Below are 23,439 nucleotides of genomic sequence, written 5' to 3'. Positions count from 1 at the left end.
TACACACTGTGACGGCAGGGAGTCGTGCGGCCGCCCGAAAAGACAGGCCGTCGCAGCCGAGAAGGAGGCAGAATGCTTGATTCCGAGCGACGGAAACGCGTCCGGACATGCGACGACCCCCGCCGGGGGGGAGAGCGGGGGTCGTCCCCACGGCCGACTCGGGGGGGGAGGAGTCGGACCGGGTTAGCACGGTCGCGAACGATCCGTGACTTCCATGGTGTACCCGAGAGCCTTCTCAGGCAAACCCGCGCACCAGAGTTTACGCCGAATGGTGTCCCCCTATGCTCTGCCTTGTGGAAAACCACTCCTTGCCGCGCACAGCAGCCTTCTTCGACCTGGACAAGACGGTCATTGCGAAGTCATCGACTCTGACCTTCAGCAAGTCCTTCTACCAAGGCGGACTGATCAACCGCCGTGCCGTACTGCGCACCGCGTACGCACAGTTCGTGTTCCTCGCCGGGGGCGCCGATCACGACCAGATGGAGCGGATGCGCGAATATCTCTCCGCGCTCTGCAAGGGCTGGAACGTCCAGCAGGTGAAGGAAATCGTCGCCGAGACCCTGCACGATCTGATCGACCCGATCATCTACGACGAGGCGGCGACCCTCATCGAGGAACATCACACCGCCGGACGCGACGTGGTCATCGTCTCCACCTCGGGCGCCGAGGTCGTCGAGCCGATCGGCGAGCTGCTGGGCGCCGACCGGGTCGTCGCCACCCGGATGGTCGTCGGCGACGACGGCTGCTTCACCGGCGAGGTGGAGTACTACGCGTACGGGCCGACGAAGGCCGAGGCGGTCAAGGCGCTCGCCGTGTCCGAGGGATACGACCTCTCGCGGTGCTACGCCTACAGCGATTCCGCGACCGATGTACCGATGCTGGAGTCCGTGGGCCACCCGCACGCGGTCAATCCGGACCGCGCGCTGCGGCGTGAGGCGACGCTCCGGGAATGGCCGATTCTCGTCTTCGACCGCCCGGTCCGGCTCAAGCAGCGGCTGCCCGCCTTCTCGATGCCGGCGCGCCCGGCACTCGTCGCCGCGGCGGCGGTGTGCGCGGCGGCCGTCACAGCGGGGCTGGTCTGGTACACCTCGCGCCGGCGCACGACCACAGCATCCGGCTGACCTCCCGCATCCGGTCAGGACCGGCATTCGGCCCGGACCTGCACCCGAACCCGGCCCGCACCCGAACACGCCCTCGGCCGCCGTTCCAGGACGTGGGCCGGGGCGCCACCCACTCGCATCCGGCACCCTCCACTGACGTCCGGATCCCACCCCCGACCGCCCGCCCGGTTCGTCCATATTTGAACGCAAAAGTAAAGAAGTACGGCCAGCACTACCGCTTGTCCTGGCTCTGGAGTACAAAGGACTCAACGGCCCGCGAGACCAAGGACATCCGAAAGGATTAACCTGAAAACGCAGAGAAGGCCCCACGGACCGAGCATGAATACCCAGCACCCACGCGACGTCGACCCGTCGATTACGGGCCAGCTGCACCAGGGAACGGGCTGAGTTTCCGACCTGATGGGCAATTTTCGAGGACGCATGGTAACTGGGTGGACGTGCCAGCGGCGGTACCGCGGACGGTACCGCCGCAACCCTTTTATCGGGCAATGAAACTGACGAAGCACAATTGGCTTGGCGGACCCGCCAGTTGAGGCCGCGCCGGCAGCCCCGGGGATGGTTACGCGGCTCCGCGCTGAAGCGCTTCGCAGACCGCCGTCGATTCCCTGACCCCCAGCTCCACCGCGCGCCCGCAGTGTGCGATCCAGGCGGACATCCCGTCCGGCGTTCCTGACCGATACCCCTCGAACGCTGCGACGTACGCCGCCCTGCCCTGCTCGGCGTAACCGACCTCGGCGGGGCAGATCGCTTTCGGGTCGAGCCCGCTCCCGATCAGGACGATCCGCTCGGCAGTCCGCGCGACGAGGCCGTTGTACGAGCCGAAGGGACGCAGCGCCAGCAGTTCGCCGTGCACGACCGCGGCCGTCACCAGCGCGGGCGCCGCACTTCCCGAAAGGATCAAGCCGGAGAGTCCCTCCAGGCGGCCGGCGACCTCGTCGGCATCGGGCAGCGGCGCTTCGATGAGCGGCTCGTCGACCGGTTCACCGGCCAGCCGCGGGCGGCCGACCGCGTCGTCGGGCGCGGCCCCGCCTGCCGCCACGAGGTGCAGCCGGGCGAGGACTCGCAGCGGCGACTGCCGCCAGATGGAGAGCAGTTGGCCCGCCTCCGCAGTCAGCCGCAGGGCGGCGCCGATCACCTGCGACTCCTCGTCGCCGCTGAAGTCGGTGCGCCGGCGCACCTCCTCCAGGTTCCAGTCGGCACCGGAGAGCGCGGCGGAGCCGCGGGCGCCGCGGAGCGCCGCCTCCGCGGTGATCTCGCTGCTGCGGCGTCGCATGACACGGTGGCCGTAGACCCGGTCGACGGCCTTGCGTACGGAGTCCACCGCATCGGCGACACCCGGCAGGGCGCCCAGGGCGGCGAGCGGATCTGGGGCAGTCGTACTCATAAGTAGCGAGGCTACGCGCCCCCCACGCCCTTACCACCCCGGAGTGGCCTTCTTCACGAAGCGTGACTGCACAGCGCAGTTGCACCGCTACCCTAGGTGAACATGAAGATCGCTTTCGTGGGGAAGGGCGGCAGCGGCAAGACCACGCTGTCCTCGCTCTTCATCCGCCACCTTGCCGCCAATGAAGCCCATGTCGTCGCGGTGGACGCCGACATCAACCAGCACCTCGGGGCCGCGCTCGGCCTCGACGAGGAGGAGGCCGCGGCGCTGCCCGCCATGGGTGCGCACCTGCCCCTGATCAAGGAGTACCTGCGGGGAAGCAACCCCCGCATCGCCTCGGTGGAGACAATGATCAAGACGACTCCGCCCGGCGAGGGCTCGCGGCTGCTGCGGGTCCGCGAGGACAACCCGGTCTACGACGCATGTGCCCGCACGGTCGGGCTCGACGACGGAGAGATCCGGCTGATGGCCACCGGACCGTTCACCGAGTCGGATCTCGGGGTGGCGTGCTACCACTCCAAGGTCGGCGCGGTCGAGCTCTGCCTCAACCACCTTGTCGACGGCCCCGACGACTATGTGGTCGTCGACATGACCGCGGGTTCGGATTCGTTCGCGTCCGGCATGTTCACCCGCTTCGACATGACGTTCCTGGTCGCCGAGCCGACCCGTAAGGGCGTCTCGGTCTACCGCCAGTACAAGGAGTACGCACGGGACTTCGGGGTCGCCCTGAAGGTTGTGGGCAACAAGGTGCAGGGCCAGGACGACCTGGACTTCCTGCGGGCCGAAGTCGGCGACGACCTGCTGGTCACCGTCGGCCACTCGGACTGGGTCCGGGCGATGGAGAAGGGACGTCCGGCCCGTTTCGAGCTTCTGGAGGCGGACAACCGGATGGCCCTGCAGGCTCTGCAGAACGCCGCGGAGGACTCGTACGAGCAACGCGACTGGGAGCGCTACACGCGGCAGATGGTGCACTTCCACTTGAAGAACGCGGAGAGCTGGGGCAACGAGAAGACGGGCGCCGACCTGGCCGCCCAGGTCGACCCCGCCTTCGTGCTCGACGAGCGGAGCGCACAGGCAGCCGCCGTACAGCCCGCATGAGCCGGTCGCCCGAAGCCGCGTCCACCGACGACCCGGCGGGTGGCGGATCGACCGGCGTCAGTGCTCCGCCGGCTTCGCACCGGATTTACCGGAAGCCTTGACGGTTCCCGGAGTCCTGGCCGGTCCGGAGGCCTGGGCGGCGAGATGGGCCGCCCAGCCCTCCATCGGCGCCTGGCCGACGTCGAGCGTGCGAAGTTTCGCCAGTGTCGCCGGGTCCTGGGCGTCCAGCCAGTCGGCGAGCTGCCTGAAGGACACACAGCGCACGCCCTCCTTGGTGCACACCGCCTCGATGGTCTCCTCGACGGCGCGCATGTATGTGCCGCCGTTCCAGGACTCGAAGTGGTTGCCGATGATCAGCGGGGCCCGGTTTCCCTCGTACGCGCGGTCGAAGGCCTGGATCAGGCCGTCGCGCATCTGGTCGCCCCAGTACTCGTACTGGTCCGGGTCGCCCTGCATGGTCGTCCCGGACTGGTTGAACATGAAGTTGTAGTCCGTCGACAGCGTCTCGAACCCCCGCCCCGGCACCGGCACGAATTGCAGGGAGAGGTCCCAGACGCCGTCCTTCTTCTTCGGCCAGACCTGCTTGTCGGCGCCGCTGGAGTCGTAGCGGAAGCCCATCGACCGCGCTGCGGCAACCATGTTCTTCCGCCCCTCCAGGCAGGGGGTGCGGCCGCCGACCAGTTCCGTGTCGTAGTCGAAGGGCAGCGGCTTCTCGTCCGCGAGGTCCGGGACGTTCGTCCTCCATTTCTTCACGAAGGCCTTGGCCTGGCTGATCTCGCGCTTCCACTCGGCGACCGACCAGGTGCCGACACCGCCGTCGGGGCCGCAGAAGTGGCCGTTGAAGTGGGTGCCGATCTCGTCGCCGTCCTGCCAGGCGCCCCGGATCTGGGTGATGGTGTCCCGGATCCCCTTGATGTCGTTGAAGCCGATGTCGGAGCTGCCCGCGTTGTGCTTGGGCGGGTCGTAGAGCTCCCGCTTCTCCTCCGGCAGCATGTACACGCCGCTGAGGAAGTACGTCATGTTCGCGTGGTACTTCTTGCCGGCCTCGCGAAAGCGGGAGAAGAGCTCCTGGCTGTCCCCACCCACGCCGTCCCAGGAGAACACCACGAACTGCGGGGGCTGTTGACCAGGCGTCAGGCGCATGGGTACGGGCTGCTTCGGCTGGCTGCCGGTGAAGGAGGTGGAGCCGTCGCCGATGAGCCGGAATGCCTTCTCGGGGGCGTTCCCCTTGGGCCCGGCAGCCCCCTTCTCGGCACCCGGCCCCGCAGCCCCGACAGCCGAACCCGAAGCCGAACCGGAGCCCGAGCCGGAACAGCCGGCGGCTCCCGCAACGAGCGCGACGGCCATGGCGCCCAGGGCGACCCTCTTCGTGGCGGCCATCATCCGCCCACCCTCTTCCTTTTCAGGTAATTTGCGTGGAATGCGCCGACGCGGCGCACCTACGTTCGCACGCGTCCTTGAATGAATCGACACGACAGGCCATATGAAAAGCTGCCTATTCACGTGAATGGGTGATCGAGTGGACCATTTGCCCTCAATCATGGACACGGTTCTTTACTTTCCATTACGATCTATTTACCGAGAGTTGAGAAATCCCGCCGCTGCACGCCGTGACCCACGGCCGCGTCCCCACGTTCCGCGACCGCGCTGCCCCGGAGGAGACGGGAACATGTCTGCCTGCGTCCCCACACGTCATGACCACACGTCCCGCAGTTGGCGCCAGTCCAACGGCCCGGGAATCAAGCGACCTCACAGCCCGCCACCGCCGCGTCGCGGCGGACGATTCCGCATCGCGGGCGCCGACCTGTCCGCATCGATCACTGTCTTTCTCATTGCCGTTCCCATGTCGCTCGGCCTCGCCGTGGCCATGGACGCCCCGCTGGAGGCCGGCCTCGTCGCCGCGGCCGTCGGCGGCATCGCCGCCGGACTGCTCGGTGGCACCCCCCTTCAGGTCAGTGGCCCGTCCGCCGGACTGACCGTCGTCACAGCCGAGTTGATCCAGATCTACGGCTGGCGCACCACCTGCGCGATCACCATCGGCGCCGGGCTGCTGCAGATGCTGCTGGGCGCGGTGCGTGCGGCACGCAGCGCTCTCGCCGTCAGTCCCGCCATCGTGCACGGCACCCTGGCCGGTATCGGCGTGGCCATCGCACTGGCCCAGCTGCATATCGTGCTCGGCGGCTCGCCCCAGAGCTCAGCCGTCGGCAACGCCCTCGCACTGCCTGCCCAGTTGGACCGGATCAGCCCGGCCGCCCCTCTCATCGGCGGACTGACCATCGCCATCCTGATGGCCTGGCCACGGCTCCCCGGGCGGATCGGGCGGGCGGTAGGGAGGATTCCGGCGGCCCTCGCCTCGGTGGTGATCGCAACAGCGGTGGCCGCGGTGGCGGCTCCCGGGATCGCCAGGGTGGATCTGCCCTCCTGGCGGTCGCACGCCCTGCCCGAACTGCCGCAGGGCCCCGCACTGGCCCTCGCCACCGCCGTGTTCACCGTGACGCTGGTGGCCAGCCTCGAATCCCTGCTCGCGGCGGTCGCGGTGGACAAGCTGACCACTGACCGTGCCGGACGGCAGGGCACCGAGCCTCCCGCCCCGGCAGCCCCGCCGGTCAGGCGGTCCGACCTCGACCGCGAATTGCGCGGCCAGGGCATCTCCAATGTGCTGTCCGGCCTGCTGGGCGGGCTGCCGGTGTCAGGGGGAGCGGTGCGGAGTTCGGCAAATGTGCGGGCCGGGGCCACCGGCCGCACATCCACCGTTCTGCACGGTGTCTGGATCCTGCTCGCCGCCGGGTTGCTGGTGACGGCTCTGGAGTGGATCCCGCTGGCCGCGCTCGCCGCGCTGGTGATGATGGTCGGCATCCAGATGGTGAGCTTCGCCCATATCCGCAATGTTCATAAGCACCGCGAATTCCCGGTCTACGGGGCGACGATCACCGCTGTGGTGCTCTTCGGTGTGCTGAGGGGCGTGGCGATCGGCGTCGCGGTGGCCGTCGTCATCGCTCTGCACCGGCTGGCCCGCACACGGATCACGGTGACGGATCAGGGCGGACAGCATCTCGTGGTCGTGCGTGGGCAGTTGACGTTCCTCGCGGTACCACGTCTCAGCCGGGCGCTTGGCAGGATTCCCCAAGGCAGTGACGCCGTAGTCGAGTTGGACGGCTTCTTCATGGACCATGCGGCATACGAGACGATCCAGGACTGGAGCAACACTCAGACCACCCAGGGCGGCCGGGTCGTCTTCACCGGCAGATCGGACGGCCGGATCGCCGAGCCTGCCTCGGCCGCGCACTCCTGCTGCCGCCCCTGGACGCCGTGGCGCAATCACCACTGCCATGACCGGCCCGAGCCGGCAAGCGTCCACCACGACCGCGGCACGCGAGCCGATGCCTGCGACAGTGCGCATCACGCCACCGCCATCACCGCCGACCCCAGCCCCAGTCCCGGAACAACCGACACCACGGCGGCCGACACCATGACCGACGTCACGAGCCACGCAACGACCAGCGCAAGCGCCGCGGCCCCAGCCGCCGAACCCATTCCCAGCACTCCGTCATCCTCCGCACCCCCCGCCGCTCCCCGTCGGACCGGCGTGCACCGGCTGGTCAGTGGTCTGAGTTCGTTCCAGCGCAATACGGCTCCGCTGGTGCGCGAGGAGCTGGCCCGGCTGGCCCGGGAGGGGCAGCGCCCCTCCCAGCTCTTCATCACCTGCGCGGATTCCCGGCTGGTCACCAGCATGATCACGGCCAGCGGTCCGGGCGACCTGTTCACCGTGCGGAACGTCGGCAATCTGGTCCCCCCACCGGGCGCGGAAGCCGGCGACGACTCGGTGGGCGCCGCGATCGAGTACGCAGTGGAGGTGCTGCAGGTCGAGTCCATCACTGTCTGCGGCCACTCCGGCTGCGGCGCGATGCAGGCACTGCTGGGCGCCAAGCCGGACAACCCGCAGACGTCCCTGTGGCGGTGGCTGCGGCACGGTCTGCCGAGCCTGGAGCGAATGACGTCACGGCATCGCGCCTGGGCGCGGATCTCCGGCCGGCTGCCCGCCGACGCCGTGGAGCAGCTCTGCCTCACCAACGTGGTCCAGCAGCTGGACCATCTGCGCGCCCACGAATCGGTGGCACAGCGACTCGCCGAGGGCACGCTGCAGCTTCACGGGATGTACTTCCATGTCGGTGAGGCGCAGGCTTACCTCCTGACCGAGGGCGCGAGCGCCGGCACATGTCTCGACGAGGTCTTCGACCACGTGGGCCCCGGCGATCCCTCCGGTTCCGGCGAGCTGGAACGCACAAGCGCCTGAACCGTACGCACCTCGGTTCCGTGAGACCTTGTGGTCCCGCTTCCGCATTGCACTGTGCTGCACCGCATGGCAGGGAGGGGGACCGTGCCCATACACGAAAGAACAGGTCTAAACCAATTCCCGGCAGACACTTGTCACCCGGCCCGTGGACTGATGAGCTATGTGCCGGGACACAACGGACACCCTGGGAATGGGAGATGTCGTGAGCAACGAGAGCTTGGCCAATCTGCTTCGGGAAGATCGTCGGTTCGCACCCCCCGCCGATCTGGCCGCCGACGCCAACGTCACAGCCGAGGCGTACGCGCAGGCAGAGGCGGACCGGCTGGGCTTCTGGGCCGAGCAGGCCCGGCGCCTGACCTGGGCCACGGAGCCGACCGGGACGCTCGACTGGAGCAACCCGCCCTTCGCGAAGTGGTTCGCGGACGGCAGGCTGAACGTCGCGTACAACTGCGTGGACCGCCACGTCGAGGCGGGCCATGGTGACCGGGTCGCCATCCACTTCGAGGGCGAGCCCGGCGACAGCCGCGCGATCACCTACGCGGAGCTGAAGGACGAGGTCTCCCGCGCCGCCAACGCCCTCACCGAGCTCGGTGTCGGCAAGGGCGACCGGGTCGCCGTCTACCTGCCGATGATTCCCGAGGCCGCTGTCGCGATGCTGGCCTGCGCCCGCATCGGTGCCACGCACTCGGTCGTCTTCGGTGGCTTCTCCGCCGACGCCATCGCCGCCCGCATCCAGGACGCGGACGCCAAGGTCGTCATCACCGCCGACGGCGGCTACCGCCGCGGCAAGCCGTCGGCGCTGAAGCCTGCGGTCGACGACGCCGTATCCCGAATCGACAGCGTCGAGCACGTCCTCGTGGTGCGGCGCACCGGCCAGGACACCGCGTGGACCGAGGGCCGCGACGTCTGGTGGCACGAGATCACCGGTCGCCAGTCCGCCGAGCACACCCCCGAGGCCTTCGAAGCGGAGCAGCCGCTCTTCATCCTCTACACCTCGGGTACGACGGGTAAGCCGAAGGGCATCCTGCACACCTCCGGCGGCTACCTCACGCAGGCCGCATACACCCACAACGCGGTCTTCGACCTCAAGCCGGAGACCGATGTCTACTGGTGCACGGCCGACATCGGCTGGGTGACCGGGCACTCGTACATCGTGTACGGACCGCTGGCCAACGGCGCGACGCAGGTCATGTACGAGGGCACGCCCGACACCCCCCACCAGGGGCGCTTCTGGGAGATCGTGCAGAAGTACGGCGTCACGATCCTCTACACCGCGCCGACCGCGATCCGTACGTTCATGAAGTGGGGAGACGACATCCCCGCCAAGTTCGACCTGTCTTCGCTGCGGGTCCTCGGTTCGGTCGGTGAGCCGATCAACCCCGAGGCATGGATGTGGTACCGCAAGCACATCGGCGCCGACAGGTGCCCGATCGTGGACACCTGGTGGCAGACCGAGACCGGCGCGATGATGATCTCGCCGCTTCCCGGTGTCACGGACACCAAGCCCGGTTCGGCGCAGCGCGCCCTGCCTGGCATCTCCGCCACCGTCGTCGACGACGAGGCCCACGAGGTGGAGAACGGCGGGGGCGGCTACCTCGTCCTCACCGAGCCGTGGCCGTCGATGCTCCGCACCATCTGGGGCGACGACCAGCGCTTCATCGACACGTACTGGTCGCGCTTCGAGGGCAAGTACTTCGCGGGCGACGGCGCCAAGAAGGACGAGGACGGCGACATCTGGCTGCTCGGCCGGGTCGACGACGTGATGCTCGTGTCCGGGCACAACATCTCGACGACCGAGGTCGAGTCGGCACTCGTGTCGCACCCGGCGGTCGCCGAGGCGGCCGTGGTCGGCGCGGCCGACGAGACGACCGGTCAGGCCATCGTCGCGTTCGTGATCCTGCGTGGTTCGGCGTCCGCCTCCGACGAACTCGTCGCGGACCTGCGCAACCACGTCGGTGCCACGCTCGGCCCGATCGCCAAGCCGAAGCGGATCCTGCCGGTGGCCGAACTGCCGAAGACCCGCTCCGGCAAGATCATGCGGCGTCTGCTGCGTGACGTCGCGGAGAACCGCGAGCTGGGCGACGTCACCACGCTCACCGACTCCTCGGTGATGGACCTCATCCAGACCCAGCTGCCGACGTCGTCGTCCGAGGACTGACAGACGCACAGGCAGAAGGCCGGAGCACCGGCCGACGTACATGTACGAACCCGAGGGGCATCCGGCAACGCGCCGGTTGCCCCTCGGGCAATTAAGGTGAAGATCACTGGATACGCCCCCCGCACACCGCCGGGTACAGTGGCAGCAACGTCAACAACACATCAAGAAATCTCCACAGGGTGTGCCGGGAAGTCTGGTCGGCAAGTGCATCAGCCATGCCATCGCTGCCGTACCAACCCGGAGGTCTCCACTCGTGGCCGCGCCCACCCGCACACCCCCGACATCCCGCCGGACCTTCCTCGGGCGCCTCTCCCTCCCTGAGCGGAACTACCTCGCGGACGCCCTGCGCACCGAGACCGTCGGCGGGGTCATCCTGCTGGTCGCCGCGATCGCGGCGCTGGTCTGGGCGAACACTTTCGGCTCCAGTTACCGGGCCATCAGCGACTTCCACTTCGGTCCGGGTTCCCTGGGACTGAATCTCTCCGTGCAGCACTGGGCGGCCGACGGGCTGCTTGCGGTCTTCTTCTTCGTCGCGGGCGTCGAGCTCAAGCGCGAACTGGTCGCAGGTGAGCTGCGCGATCCCAAGGCGGCCGCGCTGCCGGTCATCGCCGCCGTGTGCGGAATGGCCGTGCCGGCCGTCGTCTACACGCTGGTGAACGTGATCGGCGGCGGTTCGACCGCCGGATGGGCCGTCCCCACGGCCACCGATATCGCCTTCGCCCTCGCTGTGCTCGCGGTCATCGGCACCTCGCTGCCGTCCGCGCTCCGCGCCTTTCTGCTCACGCTCGCCGTCGTCGACGACCTCTTCGCGATCCTGATCATCGCGGTCTTCTTCACCGACGACATCGACCTCGCCGCGCTCGCCGGCGCCTTCGTCGGCCTCGCCGTCTTCTACCTCCTGCTGCGCAAGAACGTGCGCGGCTGGTACGTCTACATCCCGCTCGCCCTGGTCATCTGGGGACTGATGTACAACAGCGGCATCCACGCCACCATCGCCGGTGTCGCCATGGGGCTGATGCTGCGCTGCACCCGGCGCGAGGGCGAGGAGCACTCCCCCGGCGAGCACATCGAACACTTGATGCGCCCGCTGTCGGCCGGTCTCGCCGTGCCGCTGTTCGCACTGTTCTCGGCCGGCGTGTCGCTCTCCGGCGACGCGGTGGCGCATGTCGTCACGCGGCCCGAGACGCTCGGTGTCGTGCTGGGGCTCGTCGTCGGCAAGACGGTCGGCATCTTCGGCGGTACGTGGCTGACCGCCCGCTTCACCAAGGCGGAGCTGAACAAGGACCTGGCCTGGGCGGACGTCTTCGCGGTTGCCTCACTCGCCGGGATCGGCTTCACCGTCTCGCTGCTCATCGGCGAGCTGGCGTTCGCGGGCGACGCGTTCGTCGAGAACGAGATCAAGGCAGCCGTGCTGCTGGGGTCGCTGATAGCAGCCATGTTCTCCGGTGTGCTGCTCAAACTCCGGGTACGTACCTACCAGGCGCTGTACGAGGCGGAGGAGCGCGACGAGGACGAGGACGGGGTACCCGACATCTACGAACAGGACGATCCGGCCTACCACCTACGGATGGCCGCGATCTACGAGAAGAAGGCCGCAGAGCACCGGCGCCTTGCCCAAGCGGCGGGGGCGGCGAGCAGCAAGCCGGACAGTCCGGCATGATCTGACACCAGATGTGTTGAGCAGGAGAGCAGAAGAGGGAGTCAGGGATGAGCGACCCCGGCAAGTACGCGGGCAGCGCAGACCGCAGTCTCGGGCAGCTGGTCGCCTCGGCGACGGCCGAGGTGTCCGCACTGGTGCACGACGAGATCGCCCTGGCCAAGGCCGAGGTGCGGCAGGACGTCAAGCGGGGCGTGACCGGCAGTGTGGCGTTCATCATCGCGGGAGTGCTGATTCTGTTCGCGATCCCCGTGCTGAGCTTCGCGGCGGCGTACGGAATCCATTACCTGGGGCTCGGACTCGCCGTGTCGTTCACGATCGTGGGCGCCGCCTTCATCGTGCTGGGGGTGCTGCTCGCACTGTTCGCCATCGCCAAGTTCAAGAAGGTCAAGCCGCCGGAGAAGTCGATCGCGTCGGCCAAGCAGACGGCGGCCGTGCTGCAGGGCGTCAAGCCGCACCCGCGTCCGGTGATCACTACGCGTCCCGGTCTCCCGGCCGTCACCGCCTCGGGCAGCACACGGACGGAGAAGGCCGGAGCGGAGTCCGCGGTCAAGGACGAGGCGTCCGCTGTGGCACGCTCGTCCACATGACCGTCCCCGATTCCAGCGCATTCGACCCCAAAGGCCCCGGCTCCGGCAGTCCCGTACGGATCGACGGTCCCTGGATCCACCGGGATGTGGCGGCCAACGGGGCACGCTTCCACATCGCCGAGCTGGGCGACGGCCCTCTGGTACTGCTGCTGCACGGCTTCCCGCAGTTCTGGTGGACCTGGCGCCATCAGCTGACCGCGCTCGCCGACGCCGGGTTCCGTGCCGTCGCGATGGATCTGCGCGGGGTGGGCGGCAGCGACCGCACACCGCGGGGGTACGACCCCGCCAACCTGGCCCTCGACGTCACCGGCGTGATCCGGTCGCTCGGTGAGCCGGACGCGGCGCTGGTCGGCCATGACATGGGCGGATACCTCGCCTGGACGGCCGCGGTGATGCGGCCCAAGCTGGTGCGCCGGCTGGTGGTTTCCTCGATGCCGCATCCGCGCCGCTGGCGGTCCTCGATGCTCTCCGACTTCGCGCAGTCCCGGGCGGGCTCATACATTTGGGGCTTCCAGCGCCCCTGGGTGCCGGAGCGTCAGCTCGTCGCGGACGACGGGGCCTTGGTGGGCCGACTGATCCGCGACTGGTCGGGTCCGCGGACGCCCGAGTTCCCCAACGACGCGACAGTGGACGTCTACCGGCGCGCGATGTGCATCCCGTCGGCGGCTCACTGCTCGATCGAGCCGTACCGCTGGATGGTGCGCTCCATGGCGCGCCCGGACGGCATCCAGTTCAACCGCCGGATGAAGCGCCCGGTACGGGTGCCGACGCTGCATCTGCACGGTTCGCTCGATCCGGTGGCCCGTACGCGGAGTGCGGCGGGGTCCGGCGAGTACGTCGAAGCGCCGTACCGTTGGCGACTTTTCGATGGTCTGGGGCACTTCCCGCACGAGGAGGATCCGGCCGGATTCTCGACCGAACTCATCAACTGGCTCAAGGATCCCGAGCCCGACCGGTAGCCCGGGACGAGCCCTGGGGGTCGCAGGACAGGTAACCGGGCGCGACCAGTCGGTGGCCGGAAGAGCACAGTTGTCCGACGAACAGCCAATTGCCGGGCGCATAGGCCAATTGGCTGGCGCCCGCACGATTACCGACCATGAGGCACGGGCAGACGTCCGGGTATGGGCTGGACGCACGACTTCGGTGACACAGCACGCAATCGTCGCTCGACCGCTACGGCGGATCCGAGCATTCATGAGGGGGACGGCCTTCAGGGCCGGGTGCCCGGTGTGCATGACCTGCATGATCCCCAGCTGGGCATTCCGCACATTCTCCGCCGCCGGGCCCGCTGGGTCTCGGCGCGGCTGCGCCATCCCCGCGGATGACGCAGTCCTGACCTGATCACACGGACCGGACCCGAGCCGGCCCCTGTCCGTTTCCCTACAGCGCGCACGCCTGGCTGTCGACCTGCTGGTTGGCGGTGCGGCCGTCGGCGATGTCCTGGCGGATCTCGTCGGCGGTCAGGGCGTAACCCGTGTCGGGATCGTCCAGCGACTTGGCGAAGACGACTCCGTACACCTTGCCGTCGGGGGTCAGCAGCGGTCCGCCGGAGTTGCCCTGGCGGACCGTCGCGAAGAGCGAGTACACATCGCGGCGGACGGTGCCCCGGTGGTAGATGTCCGGGCCGTCGGCGTCGATGCGGCCGCGGACGCGCGCGGAGCGTACGTCGTACGAGCCGTTCTCCGGGAAGCCCGCGACGATGGCGTCGTGCCCCGTCGCGGCGTCGTGGTCCGTATCGGTGAACTTCAGCGGCTTCGCGTCGAGGTCCGGGACGTCGAGTACGGCGATGTCACGCTGCCAGTCGTAGAGGACGACCTTCGCGTCGTACAGCCTCCCCTGGCCGCCGATCTGGACGGTCGGCTCGTCGACGCCGCCGACGACATGGGCGTTGGTCATCACCCGGCGGTCGGAGAAGACGAAGCCGGTGCCTTCGAGGACCTTGCCGCAGCTCGGGGCCGTACCGACGACCTTGACGATGGACTGCTTGGCGCGGGCCGCGATGGGGCTGCCGGCCAGGGCCGGATCCGGGGCCTTGACCTCGGTGATCGGCTCGTTGGCGAAGGGGCTGAAGACCTGCGGGAAGCCGTTCTGCGCGAGGACGGAGGAGAAGTCCGTGAACCAGTTGGAGGCCTGGGCGGGCATCACCCGGGAGATCCCGAGCAGCACCGAGGAGTTACGTACCTCCTTGCCCAGCGTCGGCAGCGACGTGCCCGCAAGTGCGGAACCGATCAGCCACGCCACCAGCAGCATCGCGACCACATTGACGAGTGCGCCGCCGGTGGCATCGAGTGCGCGGGCGGGCGACCACGTGATGTACCGCCGGAGTTTGTTGCCGAGGTGGGTGGTGAACGCCTGGCCGACGGAGGCACACACGATCACGATGATGACCGCGACCACGGCGGCCGTGGAGGAGACCTCGGAGCCGTCCGTCAGCTGGTCCCACAGGACCGGCAGGAGATAGACGGCGACCATGCCGCCGCCGAGAAAGCCGATGACCGACAGGATGCCGACGACGAAGCCCTGGCGGTAGCCGATCACTGCGAACCACACGGCGCCGGCCAGCAGCAGGATGTCCAGCACGTTCACCGTCTATTGCCTCGCAGATTCGTCACCGGACCCGTTCGTTCGGCTGGGACCGGGCAGGCCCGAACGCCCCAGCACGGAAGTCAGCCTGTCATGCGCGCCAGTCGAGCGGCACCTGCCTGGTCCCGTCCCAGGGGCGCTCCCAGCCCGCGAAGTGCAGAATGCGGTCGATCACCCCGGCGGTGAAACCCCAGACCAGTGCCGATTCGACGAGGAATGCCGGGCCCCGGTGACCGCTGGGGTGCACCGTCGTCACCCGATTGGCCGGGTCAGTGAGATCCACCACGGGAACCGTGAAGACCCGGGCAGTCTCGGCCGGATCGACGACCCCGACCGGGCTCGGCGCCCGCCACCAGCCGAGTACGGGCGTGACGACGAAACTGCTCACCGGGATGTAGAGCCGGGGCAGCACAGCGAAGAGCTGGACTCCGCGCGGATCGAGTCCGGTCTCCTCCTCGGCCTCCCGCAGAGCCGCCCTGAGCGGCCCTGCGGTCGCCTGGTCGCCGTCCTCGGGGTCCAGGGCTCCTCCGGGGAAGGAGGGCTGTCCGGGGTGGGAACGCAGTGAGCCCGAGCGCTCCATCAGGAGCAGCTCGGGCCCGCGCTCGCCCTCACCGAACAGGACAAGGACGGCGGACTGGCGCCCGGCGCCGTTCTCGGGCGGAAGAAAGCGGCTGAGCTGCCGGGGCTCGATGGTCCGTGCGGCGCGAACAACGGGCTCGAGCCACTCGGGCAGCCCGTCCGTCGAGACGGCGATCGCGTCGTCCCGTCCCACACCTGCGGAGTGATCCTCCACGTGGCTCTGTTCGTGCGTCTTCATAGGCACCCCTCGTCTCACAACGCCTGCGGTCGCGCATTTCGTTCCGGAAGGGCGCCCCCGTCACCCGGCTCCCAGCGCCGGCGCGGGCTTGCCCGGGTAGTCGGGCGGCGGGCTCAGCCGCTGGCCGGGCTGTCCGCCCATCTCGTATTTCAGGAGCTTCCGGGCCTTCTCCGGATCCGTCTCGCCCTCGCCGTACGAGGGGCAGAGCGGGGCGATCGGGCAGGCACCGCAGGCGGGCCTGCGGGCGTGGCAGATGCGGCGGCCGTGGAAGATGACGCGGTGGGAGAGCATCGTCCACTCGCTCTTGGGGAAGATCGCGGCGATCTCAGCCTCGATTTTCTCCGGGTCCTCCTGCTCCGTCCACTTCCAGCGGCGGACCAGCCGGCCGAAGTGGGTGTCGACCGTGATGCCGGGGACGCCGAAGGCATTGCCTAGGACCACATTGGCGGTCTTGCGGCCGACGCCGGGCAGCGTGACCAGGTCCGCGAGCCGCCCCGGGACCTCACCGCCGAAGTTGTCCCTGAGGGACGCGGAGAGCCCTATCAGCGACCTGGCCTTGGCCCGGAAGAAGCCGGTCGGCCGGATGATCTCCTCGAGCTCCTCGGGGACGGCCGCCGCCATGTCCTCGGGGGTCGGGTAGGCGGCGAACAGCGCGGGGGTGGTCTGGTTGACTCTCAGATCGGTGGTCTGGGCGGAGAGAACCGTGGCGACCAGGAGCTCGAAGGGGTTCCGGAAGTCCAGCTCCGGGTGGGCGTACGGATAGACCTCGGCGAGCTCGCGGTTGATCCGACGGGCGCGGCGGACCATCGCGAGGTGCGACTCCGGCTTCCCGGACTTTCCCGGCTTCACTGCTGCCCCGACCGTCTTCCCGAACGCCCCGGACGTCTTCGCCGATGCTCCGGCCTTCTTTGCGGAGCCGTTGGACGCCTTCGCGGGCCCCCCGGACTTCACCCGCTTCACCGACTCCCCATTCGGGCGTTTTGCGGCTTTTGTCGGTTGACTCGCAGCCTGTTCGCCCACAGCGGAATTACGGTCTTCCGACACCCCATCAGCCCCCTTGGCCTGCGCTCTCACCGGCTTGTTGGACACCCGGCCAGCCTAGAGCCAGGCAGTGACATCCGCCCCGGTCACTGTGGATCCGCCCCCAATCGGCCCCCTGCGGCACGATGGGGCGCGCCCGTGCGTCAAACTGGTTTGTGATTGATCGCACTGTTTTACCGTCCGGCATGATGGGGACCACGGTTCCCTGAACAGGCCGACAAGGAGAGAACTCGTGGACGACGTTCTGCGGCGCGCCCCGCTTTTCGCGGCGCTCGATGATGAGCAGGCCGCGGAGCTCCGCGCCTCGATGAGTGAGGTGACCCTCGCACGCGGCGACGCTCTCTTCCACGAGGGCGACCAGGGTGACCGCCTGTACGTGGTCACCGAGGGCAAGGTGAAGCTCCACCGCACGTCCCCCGATGGACGCGAGAACATGCTGGCCGTCCTCGGCCCCGGCGAGCTGATCGGTGAGCTGTCGCTCTTCGACCCGGGCCCGCGCACCGCCACCGCCACCGCGCTGACCGAGGTCAAGCTCCTCGGCCTCGGCCACGGCGACCTCCAGCCCTGGCTGAACGCCCGCCCCGAGGTGGCCACGGCTCTGCTGCGCGCCGTCGCCCGCCGACTGCGCAAGACCAACGACCAGATGTCCGACCTGGTCTTCTCCGACGTACCGGGCCGTGTCGCCCGCGCCCTTCTCGACCTGTCGCGCCGGTTCGGCGTCCAGTCGGAGGAAGGCATCCACGTCGTCCACGACCTGACCCAGGAAGAGCTGGCCCAGCTGGTGGGCGCCTCTCGCGAGACGGTCAACAAGGCGCTTGCCGACTTCGCGGGCCGCGGCTGGCTCCGCCTGGAAGCGCGCGCCGTGATCTTGCTGGACGTGGAGCGCCTGGCGAAGCGTTCGCGCTAGCCGGACACCACCCCCTCACGACGCGAGAGGCCCCGCCGGACGGCGGGGCCTCTCGCGCGTCACGGCGCCTCGGCGCCGCGCAGCCCTGATATCAGCGCCACGGGCGTAACAGCGGCTCAGATCAGCCCGTGCTCGCCCAGGTACTCCAGCTGCGCCCGCACCGACAGCTCCGCCGCGGGCCACAGCGACCGGTCCACGTCCGCGTACACGTACGCCACCACCTCCGTGGCCGAGCGGTGCCCGGCCTCCACCGCCGTCTCCACCTGGGCGAGCCGGTGCGCGCGGTGGGCGAGATAGAACTCGACCGCGCCCTGTGCGTCGTCCAGGACCGGACCATGCCCCGGCAGCACCGTGTGCACCCCGTCGTCGACCGCCAGCGAGCGCAGCCGCCGCAGCGAGTCGAGGTAGTCGCCGAGCCGCCCGTCCGGGTGCGCGACGAGCGTGGTGCCGCGCCCGAGGATCGTGTCGCCGGTCAGCACCGCCCGGTCGGCGGGCAGATGGAAGGAGAGTGAGTCGGAGGTGTGCCCGGGGGTCGGGACCACCCGCAGTTCGAGCCCTCCCGTGGTGATCACGTCGCCCGTCGTCAGCCCCTCCTCGCCGAGCCGCAGCGCCGGGTCCAGCGCCCGCACCGCCGTACGGGTCAGCTCGGCGAAGCGCGCCGCGCCCTCCGCGTGGTCGGGGTGACCGTGGGTGAGGAGCGTGAGGCCGATCCGCCGGCCGGCGCGCTCGGCGGTGTCGATGACGGCCTGCAGATGGCTGTCGTCCAGCGGGCCCGGGTCGATGACGACCGCGAGGTCGGAGTCGGGCTCGGCGACGATCCAGGTGTTGGTGCCGTCGAGCGTCATCGCCGAGGCGTTGGGGGCGAGGACGTTGACCGTACGGGCGGTCGCGGGGCCGGAGAGGACCCCGCCGCGCGGCTGCCCGGGCAGCGCTGCTGCGTCGCTCATGCAGAACCATCTCCGGTCGGGATGTGCTTGGTGAATTCATCGTGCCCCGGCCAGCTCAGCACCAGTTCGCCGTCCTCCAGCCGGGCCTGTGCGAGTACCGGGGTGAGGTCCTGGGAGGACGCGGCCTTCAGCGCCTCGGCTGCGGTGCCGTACGGGCGCAGTTGACGCAGCGTCGACACGGTCGGCGGCATCATGAGCAGCTCGCCCCGGTCGTATCCGTCGGTGGCGTCCGCCGGGGAGATCCACAGCGCGAGGTCGGCCTCCGTGGAGGTGGAAGGGGCGGCTCCCATGCCTTCAGGGCCATGGGAGAGGGTGCGCTGCCCCTCGGGGAGCGCGGCGACGAAGAACCAGGTGTCGTAGCGCCGGGGTTCGAACTCGGGCGTGATCCAGCGCGCCCACGCCCCGAGCAGATCGGAGCGGAGCACGAGCCCGCGCCGGTCCAGGAACTCGGCGAAGGACAGCTCGCGGGCGACGAGGGCCTCGCGGTCCGCCTCCCAGTCGGCGCCCGTGGTGTCGCTGACGACGGTGTCGGCGGTCGGCCCGGCGAGGAGGACACCCGACTCCTCGTACGTCTCACGGACCGCCGCACAGACGATGGCCTGCGCCTCGGCGAGGGTACCGACGCCGAGCCGCTCGGCCCAGAGCTCCAGCGCGGGTCCGGCCCAGCCGACGAGGCGGTCGTCGTCGCGCGGGTCGACGCCGCCACCCGGATAGGCGTACGCACCTCCGGCAAAAGCCATGGAGGTGCGGCGGCGCAGCATGTGGACGGTGGGCCCGCCCTCGGTGCCAGAGGCGTCCCGGAGCAGCATCACGGTGGCGGCGCGCCGGGGGGTCGCGGCCGTGAGCTCGCCTGCGGCGAGTGCCCGGATCCGGTCGGGCCATTCCGGTGGGTACCACTGACCATTGGACATGGCCGGAGGCTATCCGGAACCGCGACGATGTTCGAGAGGCAGCAAGGGGTGCACGGGACGAGACACGCGTCACGCATGGACCCGGGGGTGTGAAACGCGTGATCCCGCCCGGTCGCACGGACCGGGCGGGATCATGGATCACGGAGGTACCCGCCTCACTGCGGCGGCGGCTCAGGCCCCGTCCAGCTCGACCTGCACCTCGACCTCGACCGGCGCGTCCAGCGGCAGCACCGCGACGCCCACGGCACTGCGCGCGTGCACGCCCTTGTCGCCGAGCACCGCGCCGAGCAGCTCGCTCGCACCGTTGATCACGGCAGGCTGCCCGGTGAAGTCGGAGGCCGAGGCGACGAAGCCCACGACCTTCACGACCCGCTTGATCCGGTCCAGGTCGCCCGCGACCGACTTCACGGCGGCCAGCGCGTTGAGCGCGCAGGTCCTGGCCAGCTCCTTGGCCTCGTCCGGCGTGACCTCCGCACCGACCTTGCCGGTGACCGGAAGCTTGCCCTCCACCATGGGCAGCTGGCCCGACGTGTACACGTACACACCGGACTGGACGGCCGGCTGATACGAGGCGAGCGGCGGTACGACGTCCGGCAGCGTCAGCCCGAGTTCGGCGAGCTTCGCCTCGACTGCGCCCGCCACTACGGCTTCTCCCGCTTCAGGTAGGCCACGAGCTGCTCGGGGTTGTTCGGGCCGGGAACGACCTGGACCAGCTCCCAGCCGTCCTCGCCCCAGGTGTCCAGAATCTGCTTCGTCGCGTGCACGAGGAGCGGCACGGTCGCGTATTCCCACTTGGTCATAGGCCGACTGTAATGCCTGGCACGTACGGGCTCGTGCGTAGCCCGGGGCCGTACTGGTTAGGCTCGAATACGTGAGCAGGTTCCAGGTCGTCAGCGGCAAGGGCGGTACCGGTAAGACCACGGTCGCCGCCGCCCTCGCGCTCGCCCTCGCGACCGAGGGCAAGCGCACCCTTCTCGTCGAGGTCGAGGGCAGGCAGGGCATCGCCCAGCTCTTCGAGGCGGATTCCCTTCCGTACGAGGAGCGCAAGATCGCGGTCGCGCCGGGCGGCGGCGAGGTGTACGCCCTCGCGATCGACGCGGAGCGCGCACTCCTCGACTACCTCCAGATGTTCTACAAGCTCGGCAGCGCGGGCCGGGCGCTCAAGAAGCTCGGTGCGATCGACTTCGCCACGACGATCGCACCCGGGGTACGGGACGTGCTGCTGACGGGCAAGGCCTGCGAAGCCGTACGCCGCAAGGACAAGCAGGGCCGGTACAGCTACGACTACGTGATCATGGATGCGCCGCCCACCGGCCGCATCACGCGCTTCCTCAATGTGAACGACGAGGTGGCGGGGCTGGCCCGGATCGGCCCGATACACAATCAGGCGCAGGCCGTGATGCGGGTGCTGAAGTCCCCGGAAACGGCGGTCCACCTGGTGACGCTGCTGGAGGAGATGCCGGTCCAGGAGACCGCGGACGGCGTCGCGGAGCTGCGGGCGGCCGAACTGCCGGTGGGCAAGGTCATTGTGAACATGGTGCGGCCGCATCTGCTGGATGAGGACGCGCTGCGTACCGCCTCCGGGGGCCGCCGCAAGGAGATCGCCAAGGCGCTCACCCGGGCGGGCGTGACCGGGTCGGCGGCGCTGGTACGTCCGCTGATCGAGCAGGCCTCCGAGCATGCCCAGCGGGTCGAGCTGGAGCGCGAGCAGCGCGCGGCCCTCGCGGATCTGGAGCTGCCGACCAGCGAACTGCCGCTGATCAGCGAAGGCGTGGACCTGCCCGGTCTGTACGACCTGGCGGTCGAACTCCGCAAGCAGGGCGTGGGCGAAGAGGCGGGCCAAGGGGTGGGTGCATGAGAGCGGGTACGGAACCGGGCACCGATGCGCGTACGGACCCCGGTACAGGCACAGCCACGGCCACCGCGCCCGCGCTGGACACCGATGCGCTGCTCGACGATCCGGACATCCGGATCATCGTGTGCTGCGGCTCGGGCGGCGTCGGCAAGACCACGACCGCGGCGGCGCTGGGTGTACGGGCCGCCGAGCGCGGCCGGAAGGTCGTCGTCCTCACCATCGACCCGGCCCGCAGGCTCGCCCAGTCCATGGGCATTCTCTCCCTGGACAACGTCCCGCGCCGGGTGCCGGGCATCGAGAGCGCCGGTGAGGGCAGCGGTGAACTGCACGCCATGATGCTCGACATGAAGCGGACCTTCGACGAGATCGTCGAGGCGCACGCGGAGGGCGAACGGGCGCGCGCGATCCTGGAGAACCCCTTCTACCAATCCCTGTCGGCCGGTTTCGCGGGCACGCAGGAGTACATGGCGATGGAGAAGCTGGGGCAGCTGCGGGCGCGCAACGAGTGGGACCTGATCGTCGTCGACACCCCGCCGTCGCGTTCCGCGCTGGACTTCCTTGACGCGCCCAAGCGGCTCGGCTCTTTCCTGGACGGGAAGTTCATCAAGCTGCTGATGGCTCCGGCGAAAATGGGCGGCCGGGCCGGGATGAAGTTCCTCAACGTCGGCATGTCGATGATGACCGGGACGCTCGGCAAGCTGCTGGGTGGCCAGTTCCTGCGCGACGTACAGACGTTCGTCGCAGCGATGGACACCATGTTCGGTGGTTTCCGGACCCGGGCGGATGCCACGTACAGACTGCTGCAGGCGCCCGGCACGGCGTTCCTCGTCGTCGCGACACCGGAGCGGGACGCACTGCGCGAGGCCGCCTACTTCGTGGAACGGCTGGCCGCGGAGGACATGCCCCTGGCCGGTCTGGTCCTCAACCGGGTCCACGGCAGTGACGCCGCCCGGCTCTCCGCCGAGCGCGCCCTGGCAGCCGCAGAAAATCTTGACGACATCGGCATTGTGGATCAGACCACCGGGAAGGCTGGACTTCGTGACCCGGCCGACTCGGCAGTCACCTCTCCCGAAGACCCCGAGTCGCCGCCCTCCCCCGCCCGTTCCGAGCACACCCAGGATATTGACACCGAACCAGAGGCTGATGCCGTCTCCGTCGAGCAGCTGACCGCAGGCCTGCTGCGGCTGCACGCTGAACGCATGCAGGTGGTCGCGCGCGAACAGCGCACCCGCGACCGCTTTATCGCGCTGCACCCCGAGGTCGCCGTGACCGAAGTCGCGGCGCTGCCCGGAGATGTGCACGACCTCGCAGGACTGCGGGCCGTCGGGGACCGGCTCGCGACCGATTCCACTCCGGCCGGAGCTGCGTAAACCACCTGAACGGCCGAGTGGCCCCGGCGGCCTACCCCACGGCGGCGTACGTCTCGTGCAGTTCGTCGTCCAGACCGATGGCCACCGGCAGGATGCCCGTGGACCGCTCGTACTCACTGCGAGCGGTCTCCAGCAGCCGGCGCCAGGACGTGACGGTGGGTCGCCTGCGCAGCAGCGCGCGACGTTCCCGTTCCGTCATGCCGCCCCACACGCCGAATTCGACGCGATTGTCCAGCGCATCGGCCAAGCACTCGGTCCGCACCGGGCAACCGGTGCACACCGCCTTGGCCCTGTTCTGCGCTGCCCCTTGTACGAACAGTTCATCCGGATCGGTAGTGCGGCAGGCTGCCTGCGCACTCCAGTCGGTTACCCAGCCCATCCCGGCGCCGTCCTCTCCCGAATCGAGGCTCCCCCACGGCGGTAGCGGCATATTCACCGCTGCCAGTTGAGGACGTTACGGAAGGTGGCGACAGCACAACACCCCCTTCGGGCCCAATCTTGGATGGCCCGAACGGACTATGCGTACGCGGCAGATCACCCAGGGGAGTGAGGCAAGGACATACAAGAATATCCCCGCAAAATAGGGACAATTCATCGGAGTCACAACGGACATTCAATGACACATGGGGCGAATTCGGGGCGCCCGAGGTGCTGGCCGAACCGTGGTCGGGTCACGGCCGAATGCTGCATGGGGGTTGATACGGAA

The 23,439-nt window shown here is 69.1% G+C and carries 21 protein-coding genes; 11 read left to right on the top strand and 10 right to left on the bottom strand.

Annotation, left to right across the window (positions count from 1 at the left end; all coding sequences use genetic code 11):
• Positions 1-281 precede the first annotated feature (281 nt).
• Positions 282-1,121 carry an HAD-IB family hydrolase gene (locus tag AB0915_RS02570; RefSeq protein ID WP_366689336.1) on the top strand — a complete coding sequence of 280 codons (840 nt, stop codon included), beginning with the start codon at positions 282-284 and terminating at the stop codon, positions 1,119-1,121.
• A gap of 559 nt (positions 1,122-1,680) precedes the next feature.
• On the opposite strand, the gene AB0915_RS02565 is transcribed toward AB0915_RS02570, so the two are convergent.
• The gene (locus AB0915_RS02565; RefSeq protein WP_366689335.1) at positions 1,681-2,505 is read right to left on the bottom strand and encodes an oxidoreductase; all 825 of its coding nucleotides are present in this window, start codon (positions 2,503-2,505) and stop codon (positions 1,681-1,683) included.
• Between the two features lie 102 nt (positions 2,506-2,607).
• Here AB0915_RS02565 and AB0915_RS02560 point away from each other — a divergent pair, with 102 nt between their 5' ends.
• Positions 2,608-3,603, top strand: a complete 996-nt coding sequence (locus tag AB0915_RS02560; RefSeq protein ID WP_366689334.1) for an ATP-binding protein — start codon at positions 2,608-2,610, stop codon at positions 3,601-3,603.
• Positions 3,604-3,660: 57 nt separating this feature from the next.
• Here the strand turns inward: AB0915_RS02560 and AB0915_RS02555 are convergent, their stop codons facing one another.
• On the bottom strand, positions 3,661-4,986 hold the full coding sequence (locus AB0915_RS02555; protein ID WP_366689333.1) for a hypothetical protein: 1,326 nt from the start codon (positions 4,984-4,986) through the stop codon (positions 3,661-3,663).
• A 286-nt stretch (positions 4,987-5,272) separates the two neighbouring features.
• Here AB0915_RS02555 and AB0915_RS02550 point away from each other — a divergent pair, with 286 nt between their 5' ends.
• The 6 genes from AB0915_RS02550 to AB0915_RS02525 all read left to right on the top strand — a co-directional run bounded on the left by AB0915_RS02550 (position 5,273) and on the right by AB0915_RS02525 (position 13,627).
• Entirely contained in the window at positions 5,273-7,897 is a 2,625-nt protein-coding gene (locus tag AB0915_RS02550) for a SulP family inorganic anion transporter (RefSeq protein ID WP_366689332.1), read from the top strand.
• A gap of 160 nt (positions 7,898-8,057) precedes the next feature.
• Entirely contained in the window at positions 8,058-10,055 is a 1,998-nt protein-coding gene (acs, locus tag AB0915_RS02545; protein ID WP_366689331.1) for an acetate--CoA ligase, read from the top strand.
• A gap of 253 nt (positions 10,056-10,308) precedes the next feature.
• A complete protein-coding gene (nhaA, locus tag AB0915_RS02540; RefSeq protein WP_366689330.1) occupies positions 10,309-11,715 on the top strand; it encodes a Na+/H+ antiporter NhaA in 1,407 nt (468 codons plus the stop codon).
• 47 nt (positions 11,716-11,762) lie between these two features.
• Positions 11,763-12,302: a phage holin family protein gene (locus tag AB0915_RS02535; RefSeq protein ID WP_366689329.1), complete on the top strand. Its 540-nt coding sequence runs from the start codon at positions 11,763-11,765 to the stop codon at positions 12,300-12,302.
• Positions 12,299-13,261: an alpha/beta hydrolase gene (locus tag AB0915_RS02530; protein ID WP_366689328.1), complete on the top strand. Its 963-nt coding sequence runs from the start codon at positions 12,299-12,301 to the stop codon at positions 13,259-13,261. The genes AB0915_RS02535 and AB0915_RS02530 overlap by 4 nt, the downstream gene beginning before the upstream one ends.
• A gap of 162 nt (positions 13,262-13,423) precedes the next feature.
• Positions 13,424-13,627, top strand: a complete 204-nt coding sequence (locus tag AB0915_RS02525) for a hypothetical protein (protein ID WP_366689327.1) — start codon at positions 13,424-13,426, stop codon at positions 13,625-13,627.
• A 55-nt stretch (positions 13,628-13,682) separates the two neighbouring features.
• On the opposite strand, the gene AB0915_RS02520 is transcribed toward AB0915_RS02525, so the two are convergent.
• From AB0915_RS02520 to nth, 3 genes are all read right to left on the bottom strand, one after another.
• A complete protein-coding gene (locus tag AB0915_RS02520; RefSeq protein ID WP_366689326.1) occupies positions 13,683-14,888 on the bottom strand; it encodes a MarP family serine protease in 1,206 nt (401 codons plus the stop codon).
• An 88-nt stretch (positions 14,889-14,976) separates the two neighbouring features.
• A complete protein-coding gene (locus tag AB0915_RS02515) occupies positions 14,977-15,702 on the bottom strand; it encodes a CoA pyrophosphatase (protein WP_366689325.1) in 726 nt (241 codons plus the stop codon).
• Between the two features lie 60 nt (positions 15,703-15,762).
• Complete coding sequence (nth, locus tag AB0915_RS02510; RefSeq protein WP_366689324.1) at positions 15,763-16,662, bottom strand: endonuclease III; 900 nt, start codon at positions 16,660-16,662, stop codon at positions 15,763-15,765.
• Between the two features lie 313 nt (positions 16,663-16,975).
• Here nth and AB0915_RS02505 point away from each other — a divergent pair, with 313 nt between their 5' ends.
• The gene (locus AB0915_RS02505; RefSeq protein WP_030925113.1) at positions 16,976-17,650 is read left to right on the top strand and encodes a Crp/Fnr family transcriptional regulator; all 675 of its coding nucleotides are present in this window, start codon (positions 16,976-16,978) and stop codon (positions 17,648-17,650) included.
• A gap of 116 nt (positions 17,651-17,766) precedes the next feature.
• Here the strand turns inward: AB0915_RS02505 and AB0915_RS02500 are convergent, their stop codons facing one another.
• The 4 genes from AB0915_RS02500 to AB0915_RS02485 all read right to left on the bottom strand — a co-directional run bounded on the left by AB0915_RS02500 (position 17,767) and on the right by AB0915_RS02485 (position 20,308).
• Positions 17,767-18,597 (bottom strand): MBL fold metallo-hydrolase, encoded by an 831-nt coding sequence (locus AB0915_RS02500; protein WP_366133474.1) that lies wholly within the window; start codon positions 18,595-18,597, stop codon positions 17,767-17,769.
• Positions 18,594-19,508, bottom strand: coding sequence for an NUDIX hydrolase (locus AB0915_RS02495; protein ID WP_366689323.1), 915 nt, complete (start codon positions 19,506-19,508; stop codon positions 18,594-18,596). Before AB0915_RS02495 ends, AB0915_RS02500 begins: the two co-directional genes overlap by 4 nt.
• Positions 19,509-19,679: 171 nt before the next feature.
• Complete coding sequence (locus tag AB0915_RS02490; protein WP_366689322.1) at positions 19,680-20,150, bottom strand: RidA family protein; 471 nt, start codon at positions 20,148-20,150, stop codon at positions 19,680-19,682.
• The gene (locus tag AB0915_RS02485) at positions 20,150-20,308 is read right to left on the bottom strand and encodes a DUF4177 domain-containing protein (protein WP_019992579.1); all 159 of its coding nucleotides are present in this window, start codon (positions 20,306-20,308) and stop codon (positions 20,150-20,152) included. The genes AB0915_RS02490 and AB0915_RS02485 overlap by 1 nt, the downstream gene beginning before the upstream one ends.
• A gap of 71 nt (positions 20,309-20,379) precedes the next feature.
• Here AB0915_RS02485 and AB0915_RS02480 point away from each other — a divergent pair, with 71 nt between their 5' ends.
• Positions 20,380-21,366: an ArsA-related P-loop ATPase gene (locus AB0915_RS02480; RefSeq protein WP_366689321.1), complete on the top strand. Its 987-nt coding sequence runs from the start codon at positions 20,380-20,382 to the stop codon at positions 21,364-21,366.
• Entirely contained in the window at positions 21,363-22,733 is a 1,371-nt protein-coding gene (locus tag AB0915_RS02475; RefSeq protein ID WP_366689320.1) for an ArsA family ATPase, read from the top strand. The genes AB0915_RS02480 and AB0915_RS02475 overlap by 4 nt, the downstream gene beginning before the upstream one ends.
• 31 nt (positions 22,734-22,764) lie before the next feature.
• On the opposite strand, the gene AB0915_RS02470 is transcribed toward AB0915_RS02475, so the two are convergent.
• On the bottom strand, positions 22,765-23,112 hold the full coding sequence (locus tag AB0915_RS02470; protein ID WP_037690812.1) for a WhiB family transcriptional regulator: 348 nt from the start codon (positions 23,110-23,112) through the stop codon (positions 22,765-22,767).
• Positions 23,113-23,439: the final 327 nt, after the last annotated feature.

The organism is Streptomyces sp. NPDC048411 (assembly GCF_040704695.1).
In the GTDB taxonomy this organism is placed as follows: Bacteria; Actinomycetota; Actinomycetes; order Streptomycetales; family Streptomycetaceae; genus Streptomyces.
Note: the sequence above shows the minus strand (reverse complement) of the source record. Positions and strands in the feature narration are given on the sequence as shown.